We start from the raw sequence: 19304 nt of genomic DNA, 5'->3' as shown, positions 1-19304 counted from the left end.
ACAAGGATCATGAAAATCAATTATAAAGCTATCGTTTTTGCAGCGGCTGCATTGGTCTTTGCAGGATGTAAAAAATACGTAGATATCAAAACGCAAGGTAATTTGGTGCCTAACCAAACTATCAATTACCGTTATCTGCTCAATAATACTTCGGCTTTCGAAACAAACCCTAATTTATTTGATATGGCTTCTGATGATATCAATATCACAGATGCTACTCAGGTTAGTTCGTTAACTGGAAGTTTGTCATATAATTACTATGTGGCAAGCTACACCTGGCAGCCGGTATTTTATCCAGTTGGAAGTACAAGTGAAAATGATTTGAACTGGAATGCCTCTTATGCGGTAATTCTTAATTGTAATACCATCATCAACGAGTTGCCAAATAGCGATGGTACCGATCAGGAAAAAGCGGCACTCACAGCAGAAGCTAAAGTACACCGAGCTGATGCCTATTTGGCCTTGGTAAATGCTTACGCAAAACCTTACAATGCAGTAACTGCTGGTACCGATTTAGGCTTGCCGCTGTTAACCACACAAACGGTCAGTCAAAGTCTTAAAAGAGCATCCGTTCAGCAAATCTATAATCAAATTTTGGATGATTTGACATCGTCAATTTCAGCATTGCCAAATACGCAGGCTTACAATACGTTGCCAAGTAAGGCATCGGCTTATGCCGAATTAGCCCGTTGTTATTTGTACATGAGCAATTACACTGAGGCCAATAAATATGCAGATTTAGCATTGTCCTTAAGAAATACTTTGAATGATTTAGGCGCAATTACTGCAATCACGTCTACAAATTACCCTCGTCGTGCCGCGGATCCTGAAGTGATTTTATCAAAAATTACACAAGGTGGAACAATGGCCTTTACGCCAACTGCCTTTAAATTGAGTGATGAGTTATTGACTTTATTGGGCACTGCAGATCAGCGTTATAACTTATTTACGGTACCCGGGGCAACTATTGGAACCGGCTATACAGGAAGGTTTTTTTACAAAGAACGTGCTATAGGCGAAACCAGAAATGTAGGTCCTTCAGTACCTGAAATGATGTTGATTAAAGCGGAATATTTTGCTAGAAACAACGATGCGGCTAATGCCATGTTGTGGGTAAATCGCCTGCGCCAAAAACGTTTCAAACCAGCCGACTATGTAGCTCTCACTGCTACGTCACCTGCTGATGCCTTAACAAAAGTAATTGAAGAAAGACGTAGGGAATTTTTTGGCAGAATGTTACGTTGGTGGGATATGCGCCGTTTGAAAAACGAAGCTGCTTTCCAAAAAACATATACCAAAACTTTTAACGGCACAACCTATACGTTAACTCCAAACAGCGATCGCTATGTTTTCCCAATCGCACAATCGTTGATCAATTTTAATCCAGAGTTAGAGCCAAATCCATAATACTTACTTTAATTACACACAAATGAAAAGAAGTATCCTTATTGCAAGCGCCTTTTTGGTGCTTGCAATTACCACAAGTAAAGCGCAAAAGGTATTTGCCGTAACACCCGAAATTGCTAGCCCTGGGTCTACTGTAAAAGTGACCTATAATCCATCTCGTACCATTTTAAAAAACGAGAAAAAAATCAACGCTGAAGTATATCAGTTTCGTAATTACAAATGGAGTAAAGAAGAAATTAAGCTGGTTAAGCAAGATAGTTTATGGACAGCGGATTACCTACTTCCCGCCGATGCGGCCTTTATTGCCTTCAAGTTTAAAAACGGTAAAAAAACCGATATTGGTAATGGTTACGGCTGGATGCTGATGGATAAGAATGGCAAAAATATGCCAGGTGCTTATGCGGCATGGGCATTTTTAAGAAATGGCTCGGTACCAGAATTTTTTCCAGATTATACTGCTAATAAACAGATGATTGGCGATGATGTGTTTGTTTACTGGATGCAGCAACAGGTAATGCACCAACCATCAACCCGAAGAGAACTGGCCTACCCTTGGTTAAAAGTGCTTAATAAATTGGATGCTGAAAAAGCAAAAGCACAAGCCCAAAAAGATATTTTCTACCTTAAAAATTTGCAAGATCCAAAGGCTGAAGATTTGGTGAACTTAAAGAAAATATATGCAGAGGTGCTACATAACCAATCAGCTGCTGATTCTGTGGCTAAGGTAATTTCAACAACGGATTCGGTTGCCATCAAAAAGTTAAATCCCGAAAAAATTGCGGCTTACAAAGCGATGAGCACAGAGCGGGATTATAAAAAAGTATTGGGATTAAACATCAATTTTATTGACAGGTACCCCGCCGCAAAAGCCGATAGAGCATTTGATAAGCAGAACTGGATAGATTATTCGAGAATTTATAGCAATATCATCATCATAGCGGCTATAGAAAAGGATACCACTTTGTTTAAGCAATACGTTGCTGAAGCTCCTTTTAAAAGCATATCTACTATTTTTTACAAGTGTGTAGATGTGCCTTACGTGTCGCAGAAATCGTTAAATGCCGAACAGGTTTACGCTTACGCTCGTCCAATTGTCAATCGCTTTTTTCAATTTAATGATGAAAAACCTGAAGGTTACATGGATACCTATTTTACTACCATGCCCATTTATGCAGATATTTTAATGCATTTAGGTAAAAATGAAGTGGCTTTAAATCTCGCAAGTTCTTGCCAGCAAAAATACCAATATGAAAAAGCAACTTTAAATGAGTTGCAGGCTACTTTATTGGAAAAATTAGGTAAAACTGATGAGCTTCAAAAGGTGCTGGAAAATAGCATGCGCAAAAACCAGATGGGCGTAAACATGCTAGAGATGATGAGAAAAAACTACATCGCTAGAAATAAATCGGATGAAGGTTACGAAAGCTATTTGGCATCCTTAAAAGACATCAAGCTTGATGCTGCTTTGGAAGCTAAGGTGAAGAAATCAATGATAAAAAAAGCCGTTCCCGATTTTAAAGTGAAAAGCAACCAGAATGGTAAAATGATTTCATTAGCTGATTTAAAAGGCAAGGTAGTGGTGTTTGATTTTTGGGCCTCGTGGTGTGCACCATGTAAAGCTGCCTTCCCTGGGATGAATTTGGCAGTGCAGAAATATAAAAACGATCCTGATGTGGTTTTCTATTTTGTGGATACACAGGAAAAAATGGCCGATTACGAGACTTATGTCACTAAGTATTTGAAAGAAAACAACTATAATTTTAATGTATTGTTTGATGCCGATGCCAAATTTTCTAAAAGCTATGGCGTAGGGCCAATACCTCATAAAATGGTGCTTGATAAAAATGGCGTACTACGTTTTTCGGAAGTAGGCTATATGGGTAGCCCATCGGAACTTGCCGACGAAATAAGCATGATGGTTGAATTGGCGAAGAAGGAGAAGTAATGCGTAAATTTTTGATAGCGTATGTTTTTTTGATGCTCTCAACGGCATTAGCTTTTGCCCAGCAAAACTATACAGTGGATAGTACCATCGTCATAAAAAATGATACCGTTCAATTGGGTGCGTCTTTATATCTGCCTATTAAAAAAACTAAAGTGCCAGCCTTGGTAATGGTATCAGGAACTGGTGCGCAAGACCGTAATGGAACGATGGCGGGTTATCCATTTTTTAAGCAAATAGCGATTTTTTTGGCCAATAAAGGCTACGCAATTTTATTAATGGATGATAGGGGCGTTGGTAAATCAACTGGAAACTACGCCTATGCCACAACTGCTGATTTTGCAAATGATGCCTTAGCAGCGGTGGAATATTTGAGAACAGTGTCGCAAATCAATAGGGATAAAATAGGCTTAATTGGACATAGCGAAGGTGGTGCGGCTAGCGCAATTGCGGCGGCCAAATCTACCAATGTGAAGTTTTTAATTAGCCTAGCGGGATTGGCCAGCAATGGTTTTGCTTCCTTAATACAGCAAAATGAGGACCTGGTCAATCATTCCCCATTATCTCAGACAGATAAAAATAGGGCCAACAGTATTAATAAATTGATGTTTGAGACGGCCTTAAAATATGCTGATTCGCCGAACATGGGTAACGAGTTGAACGAAACCTACAATAACTGGAAAAAGGTTGATGACTCCTTATTTAAACTTTCGGGTGTGGCCTATGATCATTTCCGATTTCCAATTTACAGCTACGTTAAACAAGCAACGGGCAAATGGTATCGTTATTTCATCAAGTATGATGCACAACAAACAATGAAGCAAATTAAGGTGCCTGTGCTAGCAATTAATGGCGATAAGGACTTGATGGTAAATCCAACCATTAATTTGACTAATTGGAAAAATTACATTGCCTCAGGTGGAAATACCGAAGTGACAACGCAACATTTTCCAAATGTGAACCACTTACTGCAGCAATGCGAAACTTGCAAACCTGACGAGTACGCCAAGATTAAAACTGGGGTGAGTGGAGCAATATTAAACACTATAGCCACTTGGCTGGATAGTGTAACGAAGTAGAATAATTTTTAGGTCTAGTTAATAATTAAGAGTGGGTTTGTGATGGATGTCAGCCCACTTTTTTTTTGGTTAGTACGTAATTGCGCATTTATTAAATGGAAATGTGACAGATTGATACGTCTGAAAAATATTTGCTCAAAATATATTTGTTGCGCCAAACATTTTATTTAACGATTTGTTACAAAGTTACAATATACCATAGATGCAGCAGATACAATTAAGCCGTCTTTCAGGAGGTGGAACTTCGGCAAAAAGCAAATCAAAAACCTACCAGCAAAAGGCGACAGAGGCCGTTACATATCTTGTTGATCTATTCACTGATGCCGTTGACTACCAACCGGGCGAAGTAAGCGAAGATAATGGGATTGTGGTGCTTGAAGTGAAACTGCTTAATGGAACAAGCTTTAGTATCAACATTGGTTTTCAACGCTCAGAAATACGCCTTAAGCCTAATTTTCCTTCAGGTATCCTACAAGCTGATTTTAAAAAGGCTCGCCATTTCGTGGAAGATTTGGAGTGCTATCTAAACGTAGCACATGCATGGTAAGCGTATTATTTAGGAAGTTCTTCCGGCCGTATCAAAACTGGAGGCGAGGATAAAGCTCCTAGAAATGCAATAATTGCGTCTTTCTCACCTTTACTTAAATTTAGTGGTTTTAACAACTTATCGTTTTTAGGCAGCAGAGGGTCATTTTCTTGTCCTGGCTTTAACCTCTGTACTGGCATGCCCATGTTATACATGTTCATCACGCCATCTATATCTGGAAATAGGCCGTTGTGAAACCAAGGCGCAGTTTTCATCACATTTCTCAAACCAGGTGTTTTAAACTTTCCTACATCTTCTGGTTTTTTAGTTAAATTGTATAAACCTAAATCTTCATATTTTCTGCCGTAGTAGGTTAGTCCATCATTGTGAAATTCGTTATCGGTAAAATAGGGGCCGTGATGGCAATTCATACAACGAGCTTTGGTTCTAAAGAGGTGTAGGCCCACTAGCTGTTGGTCAGTAAGTGCATTCTTATCTTTACCTAAAAATCGATCAAAAGCAGTTTTTCTGCTCACTATACTTCGTTGAAAAGTAGCCAAACTACTTACTATACGCTCACTGCTAATTTCAGGAGAGCCAAAGGCCGCGATAAAATAGGCCCTATAACCTTTTATTTTCTTCAGCTTTTTAGGCAGCTGCTTCATATCCTGATGCATTTCATTATGGGCAGCAATCGGCATAGCACCCTGTTCTTCCAAACTATTGGCTCTGCCATCCCAAAAAAGCTTTTTCACAAACCACACATTTTCTAACGAGGGAGCATTCCTTATATTCTCCAAATGGTCATGACCTACGGAAACGCGTCTGCCATCCTGCCAATTTAAATCTGGGATATGGCAACTTGAACACGATATCTGATTGGAACCGGAAAGTCGGGGATCGAAGAATAGCATTTTACCAAGCGCAACTTGGTTTTTTACGCTGTCACTTTTCAGGTTTAGTGGAGAGGGGAGTAGCTCTCCCAACTCAACATAATTTACACCTGAGTCGATTGTTGGCTTAGGCCATTCACTACTCGGTTTAGCATATATGTTACGCAACTCAGTTAACTCAATTTCATCCTTAAAATCAAATTTTAAAGGTTTAAATGAATTGAGTAATACGGAGTAAAGGATTAGGACAAAGCCGATAATTGATTTCTTCATCATTTAATTTAGAAATAAAGATTAAAGCTAATTTTGCTCGAAAATCTATCATTGCCTGGTGCCGAAGTTAAGCTACGTTGAAGTGAGGTCATCCCTGCGTTGATTTGATAGTTAGCCTGTAGGCCTAAAGCGGATTGCATCGCGTTAAAAAACGGAAAACTGTAATTCACACTCGCTTCCACCGTGTATTTGATAGCAGTGTGATAAAGGTAATCGTGTAAAATTACTTCTCTGGTAAAATAGCTTTCATTTGCAGGACTGATAGATAAACGTTTAGCTAAATTGAAGTCGTTAGCGACACCCAGGCTACCAGCAAGGGATTTATTTCTCATCAACATCCGATTAAATCCAAAACTCGCTTTTAACAACAGGTTACTGAAGTAAACATTGTTGCCGGTAATGCCGTCAATTTTTTCTTCACTGTAATTCGATACGCCGATGGTGTAATTATAGCTTGCCTTTTTAAGATTTTGAGCGTAGCTGGAAATGATGCCTAAATTCTTTCCGCTGAATAAATAGTTTTTAGCCAAAAAGATCCGATTAAAATCTTCTCCCTGAGTATTATGGTAAGTAAAGTTCGTGCTTAATTTACCTGTCAAAAAATCTTGGTTAATCCAAAGTAAATTCAATGTTGTATTCACTAAGTCGTAATTTGCCAGTGCGGTAATCTCTTCCCCCGTTCGGTAGTCGTAAGCCTGTGTCTCATTGCGCAATGAGCCAAGCAAATAAAAGTCACCCAGGTTTGTATTGGTTACACTTATTGACAGTTGCGGGCCACTATTTTTTAAAAAGTTATTATAGTTTCTTCGTGATACTTTAGGCTGAGGTTCTCCATAACCGTTAATAAGATAGTTAACATATTCGGGATAGACCAAGCTTTCGTAATAGGTTCGGTTTTTATAGCCGATGTTGAATTTTTCTTGTCCATATCCCAACAAATAGGTCATTCCGAAGTTAATGTGTTTAGCAACTTGGTAACTTAACGCCAACTGCGATTCCAGTTTGTACTCTTTAATGGAACCTCTGGGATCGTTGTTGGAGAAGTGATCGGCAATGTGGTAATTCAAGCCAAAACCAGCAGTCAACTTTCCGTCAACTAACTTTTTTGCGGCTAACAAGTTAAAATCGTAAATTGAACGCTCATAGTGGTTATTGGCCGGCGACCCGAAGTAATATGGTGTGGTAGGATTGTTTCTAGTTTGATGTGCAAACCGTGTGCTGTCTTCCAAGATTTTTTGATAGCTAAATGATCCAAAAAGATTAATTCCTTTAATTTCCGTGAAACCTTCTGATTTCAAAAAAAGCTGATTGGACATTGTACTGCCTTGGGCTTCAATCAAATTTCCCTTATCTAATTGGTGCCCTAAGGCGATAACGCTAACTTGTTTTGGCATTAAATCGCCAATTAGCAGCGGACTTTGTTTAGCAAACTCATAGCCGGTTACGTTCACAACGTTAGTGAAATAAAGTTGACGCCTTTGCAGCGTTGTTTTTACAGAATCTTGCTGCGCAGTAGCGCCAACAGAAAATGTAAGTATCAAGAGTACAGATAAAAAACTTTTCATTTGAACCATGCGGCAGCTTGTTAATAGCTGCCGCAATTTTTTATTTAAATCCTCGAGGTATGGCTACGTTAAAGAAATCAAAATCTTCGGTGCTGTTATTTGTGTCTTTTAAAACTATGCGGCCATTTATTGTTTTCTCCGTTTTTCTAATAATAGATTGCGAAGTATAAGAACCTGCCGGAACAAAAGTGAATCCAGCGTCTAACGAGGCGTTAAGCTTTTTGGGATTCCTGTCGTCTGGTAGGTTAGATTGCACTTCAACAGCATCTAAAATTAAACTAGTTGGAATTTGATAGTATTTTGTTGCCGTAGAACTTGGTGTTGATTTTGTTGGATACGGGTATTGCGGCAAATCTTTAACTCTAGTTTTCGCATCAGCCTTAAATAGGATGTAGGAGTACCTTCCCGGGTTGTCAAATATCATATCAGTACCGAAATAGGAAATTACTTCTAAATTTGGCGCCGGTGTATCTACATCAGAAGATAAAGGCTTTGCTAAAAAAGGTGCGTAATAAGCTTCGAAATCTGCGCCGCTTAAATCAACAGTTAATGAAGGATCAACCACACTCACTACCTTGCCATCGGTACCGGTAAATGGCGATTTGTGATTGATCGCAGTTTGAGCTACAACGATGCTTTTTCCCGGTAGAACTGGATATTGCTTTCCCGTCCCTGGAATCATAAGCACCGCTCTGGCATATACATAATCATTGTTTGCATCAACGTTGCCTGGCATGCCAACAGCTTTGCTCCAATCCATTTGTCCGTTGCCAAGTAAGTTGTACGAACTGCCAGAGGTAATTACACCGGTAATTTCCGCAAAGTATAGGCTATCTGCATACAAGGTTTTATCCGAGTTATTATAAAATTCTATAAACTGATCACGGAATGTTGCGCCATTATTTCGGTGCGAACCAGCATAATAAACTTGTTTGATCACCCAATCGCCAATATTTCCAGTTAATAGTTTAAGTTCCACTACGCCATTAAAGCCAACACTTATTACTGTATTTTTTATTGATGCATTGTAAACGATATCCGTGTTGGTTGCAATGCCCGTTATCGTTCTATAGTCGTCTGAACTGATTTTAATAGTGGCATCTATATCGTAGGTTCCTGCCGCAACCGAAGAAAAAAGCACTTTTCCTTCTGCGTTTGTAGTTAACGATTGAGAAGTTCCAGTATTAACATTTTTGATTTTTACACTGATGTTTTGAAGTGGAAGTGTGTAACCGCCGGTTTCAGTTTGATAACTCACCTTTACATTAACGTCAACAGGCATAATGTCCGAAGTTTTATCTTTTTTACAGGCACTAAATATAGTTCTTGATAGTATATCATTCATAAAAGCAACAAGTTCAGGGGCATTAAGTAAAACCGATACGATTTATTCGAGTGATAACCGCTTTACGATAATTTTTCATAGTGAGCGGTTTAATAGTGCCTATAAGTTGAGTAGAGATAATTTCATTAATGATAAACAGAAGGTAGAAAATGTTAAGTATTCTATTTTAAAACAGAATTTTGGGTGGAAGGGAAGCAGTGAAGTCAAAATATTGGATAATAGAAATAAAGATACAATGACAGTTATTCTTAAAAATATTGTTAGACGCACCTATGCCAATATTGATTTTAAAAAAGGAGAATATATTGAAGATACTACCGATAAGAATTTAAAACATAGTTCATTTTTTTGTTCTTCAGGGGAATATGCAGGTATTCAAACAGAAAAAATCAGGGATAATAATAAAGGCACTTATATCTTTTTACAGAGTTGGACCGATCAAAATGAAACAACGAGCATAAGACTCCTCAATGCAGCTGATACGAGTTATATCAAACTAAACAGAAATGTTGATAACAAAAGTTTTCCTTCTTCATATTCCTTTAAAAAGAATCTGCCAGATGGAGAGTATAAGATTTATATTAACGGTAACCTTGATAAAGAATTTACAGTCAAAAAAAATGTTATAAATGGAATTAGTTATGAATATATAATAAATGGGGAAATTAGAAAGAGCCCATATAATGATAAACCATAAAACAAGTATCTGATAACAGAAATTAAAACCATTTTAAAAACTGCAATAAATAATGACGTTACAGGAGTTTAAATATTTAATTATTAGTATTTTCTTGTTGCTATCATGTAGTGCAAGCAAATCATCCTATAAACAAGAAAATTATATTGATGCATCAGGAATAAAAAGGAGTGTTATTGTATACAGATTATTTGTTGGAGGGAAACTGCAAGAGAACATGTTTGATTCCTATTACAGTGGTTTTCCAAAGACATCAACTAACTATGAGAAAATCTTGTGCGCAGATTTGGTTGTAGGGGCAGTGAACACATATAGTTATACCCGAGGGCAACACTCTGGGTATGATGGTAATCGCCTCGATATAGTGTTTAACGAAAAGGCAATGGTGTTATATTTTGATAAGAAAGTTATAGGAAAGAATATATACATAGATTCAATACCATTCAAAAGTGGCAGATTTTATGTGTCATCATCTATAAAATTAGATAAGGCAACTTCATTAAAAAAAAATACGAAAGATTTAAGAAAATGGAGAGAATAGACGAACTAGCCTCAATGCAACGGCAAAAAGAGATTAGAAGACATTTTGCGTTAGATACGGTTAGTAATAAAAATGTTTTGGATGAGCTGTTTAGCAAAGTTTTTTATGAGTTAAAATTTAATGATTTAGAAAAACAATAAGAGATATTCTTATCAACATATAGTAAGGTATGATAGCAATAACAAATACAACGGCTTTTGACGTACAAACATCTTTTGATGCCTTAAATAAGGTTCCTAGCGCAAGCGTTATCAATAGCTCTATCCAAGGTGCCATGTTTAAAACTACTCAAATAACTACCGCTCTTAAAAATCTTTTGGTAAGCATTAGTAATAGTTATTATAACGTACCTGGCAATATCATTTTCGTACCGTTTGATATTAATTACCCTATAAGGGTATTGTCTCTTTTTAGCTTGGTGGGATTTGGGAAGAATGCGGTAGACGGTACATTTATTTTTAGTGCTAAACCCAATAATCTAGATAAAATAACAAGCGCTATTATTGATGAATTAATCATTTTTAAATCTTATATAGAAAAAGCAAAGAATGCTTTCAAAGTAGGCACATGGGCGCAACAAGCAAATATAATACGAGGAATGCAGAATGCTGATTTACAAAAATTACACGAGTTAGGAGTTTATAACTCTACAAATGAAAACACATTAAAATTATTAAATATTAAGCCTGCTAGCACTGGAAGATTTTTAGAAATAGAGACAAGCCCTTCGATGCCTGTTACTACACTTTTTAATTATTCAAATACTACAATAAGGCTTAGAATTAGAATCGAACATATCCAGAAAAGTAAGGGATTGATTAAAAGAATAATTAAAAATTATTTTCCAGAACAAATAAATAGTCAATTAATAACACATAATATTGCACCAAATTCAAGCTGGCAGATAAACTATGAGAATAAAATACGAGGAGGAGAATGTACGATAGAGTATCTTCCTAATAATGAAACTTGGAATTCTGATACAATAAGGAGGTTTATATTTTACATAAGAGGTACAAACCCGGCTTCTCAACAAGTAAAAGGCTATTTAGATAAACCTCAAATAACAGGACAACCTAATACATCATATTTAAGTAGATTTTGGTTTTTAAGACGCCTAATTCGGCACGAATCCGCCTCTGGTAAAGACAATAGACTTCATCAGTTCTATCCCTACAAAAAGGATGGATACGGTATTTTGATAAAAAATGGTCTACCTGTTTTTGGCGCTCCAAGAGGATATGGGCTAGGGCAAATTGATAATTACGGTTCACTTACGAGAGAACAAGCGATGAATGTTGGAGTAGACTTAAATTTATTAAAACCGGGAGGCGTAAAAGAATATCAAACTTTAGTAGATATTCACGGAAGAACAATTGACAAAGATGGTAAAATAGTTTCTTCTGATGAAGCTATTTGGAATTGGAAAATTAATATTGACAGCATTATAGACGTCTTGGAATCTAAGGTACCTCCTGTTTTAAATAAAATCAATTCTATAAAAACTAGAGTGTTAAATTGGAACAATACCCATCCTGATGACAAAGTTATAAAGCCAAACCCAGTTGTCTATGGAGACATAACTTATGATTGGGTAAAAAGTTCAATAGCAGAATTCAGCACTTCCGAAATAAACGCTTTATTTCTACCATCTGAAGTATCAACAGGTACAAAAAAATCTTTTTTTGACGCAATGCTTCTGAAAACCTATAATGGATTAGGGGTAAAAAGCTTGGGGCAATTTCATTTTTTAGATATTCAGCAGGAGGCAAATTCTAAGCCTGTTCTATCGATACATGAAGATGCTGGCTATTATGATGACAATAAAAAACCACAAAAGAATTATTATGTCAGAGCAGTTACAAATACAGATGAAAATTAATAAAAAGATACTCGTTTTTATTGCCATATCGGGCTTTTTTGGACTTTCCCTATGCAGATACCCTGAGAAAAGAGATGTTAATACCAATAAAGGCTTCGATAAGTTAAAAAGCAGAGGAAAAATTTTAGATAGTAGCTACATGTGGATTGAGAGCATACCTGTTGAACTGAATTGTATTAGTGGCGAGCTTTTCGTTGAGAGAACAAGTGAAAAAGCGTCTCAACAATTTGGTGATAGCTGTAACTATATAGTTCGTAAGCTAAGAATACTATATACTTATAAAGGAAAAAAATTAAGAAACAATAGAAATAGATGCTTCACTTCTAACGTTTTTAGTGATGCGACAGGGCTTATTGCATTATATAGTTTTGATAAGAGAAATACGTTAGGGCTAACATCGAAGTTTAGTAGTGTCAAGTATAATGGAGAATATTACATCGTAGGCTTTCCAGAATATGAAGACTGGGACGGATTTATGCCTCCCGAGAAAGATGGATATTTTTTATACACTCCAGTCGCTTTCCATTTAGACACTGCCGAACATAAACTTACATATCTAAAATATAATACAAAGATGGAGATTCCTAAAAAAAGTAATGTTATGATATATACAAATACAAAATATAATTTCGAATGGGATAGGGATTTTGCATTCTCTATTAGTAAAAAAGAATTTGTTTTTGGCAAAACCAAAGGTAATGATTAGGACCGCAGGAAATATAAATATTTATATTAATTCAATACGTAAAAGGACTTTGGTATACAATTCCAACCACAAACCTTAATCATAGGAAGCGAACCAGATAAGTCTATGAAATATACAGAAAAATTAACCTCATATGCCACAACAACAATCACTATATCCAGCATTAAAAACACTCCTAAACACAGAGAGTTTACCGCAGCCTTTTGATAGTTTTGTAGGTACAGCAGTGGATAAACTGTTCTATAAAAATTACTATGCTGAAGTTAGTGAGTATGGTGATGTTGGCTATCATCAGTTAGCTTTGGTGTTTAGTTCTAAACTGGGTTTTAATATTTTAGGAGGAAATGAGGGGCTTGAATTGCTTTTTAATCCTGGGAGTTTAAGTGGTACTACCGAAATACCGGTTTCTTTCTGCTATAGTTTACCAGTATTAAGATATATCAGAAAAGCAAAATTACAAAACCTAGCCACCGTTGCCGATTTTCTCAAACTTATCCTAGAAATTCTTCAATTTCCGGAAGAAGAGTTGCTGTTTCAGGTAGTCAGTGCGTTTTTTACAGATTATGAACACCCGCTAGAGGAGTTTGTCAACCAGTTTAATGATAACGAAGAATATATTGCCTACCCAAGATTAACCGTTCCCGCTACAAATGATTTGTTTGATGGCATAGACGACATCTTTATCCAGTTAAACACAAATGGAGTTAATGTATTTAGCTATATTTTAGAAAACTATATTGGTATAGATGATTTAATTCAGGCTTTTGATAATATATCGTTTTTATTCAAAGATTGGCTTGGTAATTTTTCATTTAATACATTTAAGGATCTTTTCATTCCCAAATTTTCTGCCTCAATACAACATTTGGAGTTAGCATTGGCATTTCCAAGAACTTGGTTAAAACCTTTGGATGCTAATGGTAATATTATAGAGGGAGATGTAAAATCGAAACTCAGATACAATGTTGGTGGATTGAATTTCAGTACCGAAAACGGATTTGAATTTGTACAAGCCAATAGTTTTAATTTTGATAAATCCCAAATAGGTAATACAGGTCTTACCATTGGATTTACCAATGCCAAATTAGATTTCAGCAAAACTACCAATATCCCAGAGGCAGATGCTGCGGGCTACCCCACAGATTTTACAGGGGTATATGCACAACACGCTATTTTAGGTTTCCGCAACTTTGGCACCCCCGGAGCAGGCAGTGCCGAAATAAAGGCCGAAAACCTTTTCATTGGTACTGGTGGCGTATCAGGTGTTTTTACCTTAACCAATAACGGCATACTGAACCGCGATTTTGGTGGCTTTAAAGCCCAGTTGGATGTTTTCCAAATGGAGTTTAAAATGGGCTCCATTGTGAGCTCACAAATCAAAGGTAAACTTACGCTCAATAAGCTTAAGCAAAATGGTCAAGCTGCTGTAATAGATATCAGCGCTCAAATAAAAGACGATGGTAATTTCAATATCACTGCGGTTTCCAAAGAAATTATTCCACTTAACTTTTTGGATGTACTCACCATCAGCGTAAAAACACTGCAACTGGGTAAAGAGGCGAGAGGTTATTATGCCGAAATCAGCGGCGTGCTGGATTTTGATTACGTGGTGCCTCTACTTGGGGATATTCTGCCAAAAGGCGTAGCCATTAACAAATTACGCATTTGGGACGATGGTAGCCTAGAATTCCAGCCAGGCTTTGATAAGATCACCATTTCCAGGACTTTCAACATTAACATTGGTCCGGTAAAAATGGAGGTAAAAAACATCAGTATTGGCAGCCATAAGGCGCTTCATAACGATGTTGAAAGGCATTATCTGGTATTTACGTTTGATGGTACAATTAACACCGGCAGGGCTGGCGTAAACACTTCAGGTAACGGTATTAAGTTTTATTTTACCATTGATGATGGCCCTTTCCATTCGTTCTTAAGTGTGGATAGGATCAACATTGATATGAGTATTCCTGGTAACGTTACCAAGGAAAAGGCAGCCTTCCTACTTAACGGTTACCTGAGTATGGTTAACCCTAGTGAAAGTGCGCAAAGCTCAACGGCCAATATGGAATATGGTGGTGCAGTAACCTTTAGCTTGCCACGCTTAAAAATGTCGGGTAGTGCGGGCATGCGCCTTAATCCAGGTGTGCCAGCATTTATTGTTGATATTGGTTTGGAACTGCCTACACCAATCATACTAGGTGCCACGGGTTTGGGTATTTACGGTTTCAGAGGCATTATTGGGCAACATTATTTGCCATCAAAAAGTGCCACCACGCCACCACTTAACGAAAACAATACCTGGTGGGAATATTATAAAGCCAAAAGTACCAGTACCAAAAGGGAAGGTATTGAAATTGACAAGTTCGCCAGTAAGTCGGGCTTTTCGGTGGGTGCAGGTGCTTCCATAGCCACAGCGTTCGATTCGGGTAAAGTTTTTTCGAGCAAGCTGTTTTTGTTGCTGGGCCTACCTGACGTGTTTTTAATGCAGGGGCAGGCTGGCATTTTAAGATCTCGAATTGGGCTGGCTGATACCGATGATCCGCCGTTTAGTGCCTTCATTTCCATTGATAGCAATGCCTTTATGGCCGGTCTGGGTGTAAACTACAACTTGCCAGAAACAAAAAACTCACTTAACGGTGCAATATTTTCGTTAAGTGGCTCTATGGAGTTGGCTTTCTTCTTCAACAATGCTTCGGGATGGTACCTAAATTTGGGTAAAGATCAGCCAGAAAATCAAAGGATTCGTTCGCGAATTTTAACCTTATTCCAAGGTTATGCCTATCTGATGATTTCCTCGAGGGGCTTTAAAGCGGGTGCCGGGGCCAAGTTTGATTTTAACCGAAGTTTTGGCCCGGTGTCCGTTGCATTTGGCGCTTGGATTGATATGGGTGGTTCGCTAAGCTTCAAACCTGTACAAATTGGTGCATTTATACAAGTAGGCGGTTACGCTTATATCAAAGTATGGAAAGCCAAAATTGGTATGACCATTGCCGTTGGATTAGCAGTGGATGCGCCACAACCATTCATTATCCAAGGATCTATTTACATCTCATTTAGGGTAATTTTCTTTAAAGTGAAATTTACTTTGGAACTAACCTGGCGTTTCAATAACAATACGGCTCCACTTTTCGAGCCTCAGCCTGTAATTTCACAACCTGACCCACTAAAAGGATATTTGCCTGCAGCGGCAACCAATATTCAGTCGGGTGATGTTTTCACCATAAACTACCTTACTGCTGCATACAGTAATGTGCTGCCACCAAATCCAGCCGATAGCATTTGGAAGTACAATATGTTAGGAAATGATATCAAGGAAATTACCATTCCATTGGATAGTTACATTGATATTGATTTGTTGAAATCAGTAAAACCTACCATTGCTAAACTTGGTGGTGGTGCTAATCAGCTCGCCGAAGCTTATTCGGAGCTTATTCCTCCCCAAAAAGGGCTCACGCCGCAAGTGCGCCATGAGTATGAAGTAACTGATTTGAGCATTTACTGCTGGGATGCTAGCAGCACGTCGTGGAAGCCTTACCAAATATACGAAGCAGTAACTGCAATTGTACGCGAAAACGAAGATCAACAAGGTCAGCCAATTATTAACCTTAGCGAATTAAAATTAGGTTACTGGCAATTTTCACAGCCCAATAAGTACAATAAAATTAGGTTGTTGTCGCAAAATATGTTTAGCTATGGCAACCAATCTACGGATATTTTAAGTGATTTGGATGGACTTAACTTTAAGCGTAAGGACTTGTTTTGTTATGAAACCATCACCAAACAGCAAACTATTAACTGGAAAGATGTAGCGGAATCTACTGACTACCCAGACTTGTTAGATTTTTACAGAGGCGGCTACACCTTCAATTTAAATGGTGTAAGTGGTGAGGTTGTAAATGATGCCGGTTTTGGCGCAAATAGCTTGAAGTTAACTACAAAGGGGGGCAAATTGCTAATTCATCCAGCAAGTCCCATCACTTTTATTAAGTTGTTTTTAGGTGAAAATGAAAATAATATCAAGGTTGATTTTGTAAAAACAGTGTACGTTACAGAAAATGTAATAGCGGATGATTATAGCAGCACAACGGTAGTTACAAAGGCCAAGGACCAATATATGACTCCAGTGTTTATTGCTCCAAATGACGGTGATACCGTAGAATATAACAATTTGGAAAACGAAATAAGTAGGATAGAAATTACTTTTATTAGTGATCCATATTTGTCGTTTAAAGGCGATTTGAGCTTGGGTGGTTATTACAGATTACCGAATGAATACACAAACCCTTCTATTTTCACACAAGGACACGACCAAGAAAAAGATAAGGCATTAATTTACCTTACCATTTACAATAAGGCATTTGTAGAAACGGAAGTCATTGGAAAAAGCTATCAAGATACCAGCGGTGCGGTAGCTAATTGGTTATTAAGTAGCTCTATCTCCACCGTTGGAAATTTTGTAGCAATTCCATTCGGAAGTCCTGATTTAACGCCTGGGTATTTTAGGGAAGATAGTGCTGCTAAACAAAATCTCGGACAGGTGTATCAATTTGGCTCTATTGAAGACGAGTTGCTGGTGCCTTATCAAGATTTGTTAAGGGTAGAGGAGGGTGATTTTTCTATCGAAACAATGGTGTTATTTAACCCTTTCAGCAAAGGCATTTCAACCGTTTTCAGTAAGGTTGAAGAAGATTTGCTTACCGGCGAGAAAAAAGGATATGCGCTCCATTTGATTCAAGAAGATACTGTATTTAGCACTACAACTTATCCGATAAATGAGCTGCCAACTTGCGCATTCTATTTTACATGCTACAGTGGCTTAACAAAAGTTTGTTTTAAGGTTACAGATCAATTAACTGTTGATTGCGAAACAGGCTATATTTCGGCGAAGCAGTATAAGCAGGTATTGATATCGGTAGATAGAACCAATAATTTACTGGAGATATTTTTTGATAGCGTTAAAAAACTGAGTGTTCCGGTGCCAATCCAGTTTGATATCGTACCGCCGGTGCCAAAAAACACCTCATTACGTCAAATTTCTTATTTAACTGAAGAGATTCATCGCAGACAACAGGAAACTGAGCTTACAGAAGAAAAACTAATTGATGAGATTAAGCTGATGGGAGATGGCTTAAGCAAAACCATCCAACCTGTGTGGCGACCTAATACCATTTATGCCCTTGTTTTAACTACTGCCGATATAGTGAACAAAAACCAAAACTACAGCAGGGAAGTATTTGGTTTTAGAACAGCTGGTCCGATTGGACACTTCCACAACGAAAGTAAGGTATATGAGGCACTAGCACAGCAAGATAGAGCGGATGAGTTTAAGCTTAGTAACTTAAAAAATTATATAGATTACGAGCGGTCTTTCCCTGATGCGCAAAGTAGGTACGAATTAAGTAAGCCAGTATTTTACCATTTACCAAAAATTAGGTTGATTTTCAATAAAGCTTACATCTATGCCATGTACGAAAATTTTGATGCGTATCAAGGGCTTCCAGCTGTAGAGAACCACCTCGAGTTAACGGTAGTGGATGTTTTCGGTACGGCCGATACTCCTGCGTTGGTTTGGCAACAGTTGCCGGATAAGGAAATCACAATAGATAACTATAGAAGTTTGCCTCCAGATCAGCAGGTGATTTTTTTAATGAATTTAGCGGCTACTATGGGAACTTGCAATGCACAGCCTTTAGAAATGAAAAAGCGTGTTAAGCAGGGTTCGTACGAGTTGAATGATCTTACTCCAAACAAAGTGTACACAGCCATATTTAATGCAAAATACAAACCGGGTAACGATTGGTTAAGTGCCGAAGTTCATCGTTTTAATTTCATTAGTTCTAGGTACGCTAGTTTTCAAGAGCAGGCTTCGAGTTTTATTTTAGATCAAACTCCTGGGAATGAGCGTTATGCGATTTATCAGTTGTATACTTCATTTACATCGGAGGAAATCACAAATAATATCATTCCTTTATTGGATAGCAATGCCAGTGCGGCCGACGATGTGATGCGCTATGCTTCGCAGTACGATCGAATGGTGTATGGAGGACTCAAATTAAAGAACCTGGAAAGTATTGAGCATACCGTTTTGCATTTGCTCGTAAATATTGATCCAATTACTGCTGAGCAGCGTGTGCTAGGTTTGCTTATAAGGAATCCAGAACCTTTTAACGATCCAAAACTGCCAGTAGAGCCTATTCCTGCCACACCTGCTCCAATTGATTTAAGAGCTGACACTATAATTTTAACCATGCCTCAACACGAAGCGGCCGTATTTAAGTACATCCATGCTAAAAATACATCGGCGGTATTAATTACCAATGCTACAATGAATTTCCCATTGGGAGCGGCAAGTTTAAAATTCAAATACCGAATATACAATGGCGAGAACTATACCAGTACGTACGAAGAGTATACCAGTCCAGTATTTAACCTTGAAATTAACTAGCTC

At 37.7% G+C, this 19304-nt stretch carries 13 protein-coding genes; 10 read left to right on the top strand and 3 right to left on the bottom strand.

The features are described 5' to 3' along the window. The first annotated feature begins 9 nt into the window (after positions 1–9). The 4 genes from DUT68_RS16225 (at position 10) to DUT68_RS16210 (ending at position 4975) form a co-directional block, all read left to right on the top strand. Entirely contained in the window at positions 10–1407 is a 1398-nt protein-coding gene (locus DUT68_RS16225) for a RagB/SusD family nutrient uptake outer membrane protein (RefSeq protein WP_113639277.1), read from the top strand. 22 nt (positions 1408–1429) lie between these two features. Next, complete coding sequence (locus DUT68_RS16220) at positions 1430–3352, top strand: TlpA family protein disulfide reductase (RefSeq protein ID WP_113639276.1); 1923 nt, start codon at positions 1430–1432, stop codon at positions 3350–3352. Next, positions 3352–4428, top strand: coding sequence for an alpha/beta hydrolase (locus DUT68_RS16215; protein WP_113639275.1), 1077 nt, complete (start codon positions 3352–3354; stop codon positions 4426–4428). The genes DUT68_RS16220 and DUT68_RS16215 overlap by 1 nt, the downstream gene beginning before the upstream one ends. Positions 4429–4630: 202 nt before the next feature. After that, on the top strand, positions 4631–4975 hold the full coding sequence (locus DUT68_RS16210; RefSeq protein ID WP_113639274.1) for a hypothetical protein: 345 nt from the start codon (positions 4631–4633) through the stop codon (positions 4973–4975). A 5-nt stretch (positions 4976–4980) separates the two neighbouring features. Here DUT68_RS16210 and DUT68_RS16205 read toward each other — a convergent pair whose 3' ends face one another. From DUT68_RS16205 to DUT68_RS16195, 3 genes are read right to left on the bottom strand one after another with little or no spacing between them, the layout of a single operon-like run. Further along, on the bottom strand, positions 4981–6123 hold the full coding sequence (locus tag DUT68_RS16205; protein WP_237088360.1) for a cytochrome-c peroxidase: 1143 nt from the start codon (positions 6121–6123) through the stop codon (positions 4981–4983). 5 nt (positions 6124–6128) lie between these two features. Continuing rightward, on the bottom strand, positions 6129–7685 hold the full coding sequence (locus DUT68_RS16200; RefSeq protein WP_113639272.1) for a DUF6850 family outer membrane beta-barrel protein: 1557 nt from the start codon (positions 7683–7685) through the stop codon (positions 6129–6131). 40 nt (positions 7686–7725) lie between these two features. Continuing rightward, a complete protein-coding gene (locus tag DUT68_RS16195; RefSeq protein WP_157960892.1) occupies positions 7726–8967 on the bottom strand; it encodes a DUF4876 domain-containing protein in 1242 nt (413 codons plus the stop codon). A gap of 1 nt (position 8968) precedes the next feature. On the opposite strand from DUT68_RS16195, the gene DUT68_RS16190 reads away from it, so the two are divergent. From DUT68_RS16190 to DUT68_RS16170, 6 genes are all read left to right on the top strand, one after another. Then, positions 8969–9727 carry a hypothetical protein gene (locus DUT68_RS16190; protein ID WP_113639270.1) on the top strand — a complete coding sequence of 253 codons (759 nt, stop codon included), beginning with the start codon at positions 8969–8971 and terminating at the stop codon, positions 9725–9727. 52 nt (positions 9728–9779) lie between these two features. Then, the gene (locus tag DUT68_RS16185) at positions 9780–10268 is read left to right on the top strand and encodes a hypothetical protein (protein ID WP_113639269.1); all 489 of its coding nucleotides are present in this window, start codon (positions 9780–9782) and stop codon (positions 10266–10268) included. Then, positions 10256–10408 (top strand): hypothetical protein, encoded by a 153-nt coding sequence (locus tag DUT68_RS18395; protein WP_157960891.1) that lies wholly within the window; start codon positions 10256–10258, stop codon positions 10406–10408. The genes DUT68_RS16185 and DUT68_RS18395 overlap by 13 nt, the downstream gene beginning before the upstream one ends. A 29-nt stretch (positions 10409–10437) precedes the next feature. After that, the gene (locus tag DUT68_RS16180; protein WP_113639268.1) at positions 10438–12150 is read left to right on the top strand and encodes a hypothetical protein; all 1713 of its coding nucleotides are present in this window, start codon (positions 10438–10440) and stop codon (positions 12148–12150) included. Continuing rightward, positions 12116–12856, top strand: coding sequence for a hypothetical protein (locus tag DUT68_RS16175; RefSeq protein ID WP_157960890.1), 741 nt, complete (start codon positions 12116–12118; stop codon positions 12854–12856). The genes DUT68_RS16180 and DUT68_RS16175 overlap by 35 nt, the downstream gene beginning before the upstream one ends. A gap of 133 nt (positions 12857–12989) precedes the next feature. After that, positions 12990–19301 carry a hypothetical protein gene (locus DUT68_RS16170; RefSeq protein ID WP_113639266.1) on the top strand — a complete coding sequence of 2104 codons (6312 nt, stop codon included), beginning with the start codon at positions 12990–12992 and terminating at the stop codon, positions 19299–19301. The last annotated feature ends 3 nt before the right edge of the window (positions 19302–19304 follow it).

This window comes from Pedobacter zeaxanthinifaciens (assembly GCF_003313335.1).
Lineage (GTDB): Bacteria > Bacteroidota > Bacteroidia > Sphingobacteriales > Sphingobacteriaceae > Pedobacter > Pedobacter zeaxanthinifaciens.
Note: the sequence above shows the minus strand (reverse complement) of the source record. Positions and strands in the feature narration are given on the sequence as shown.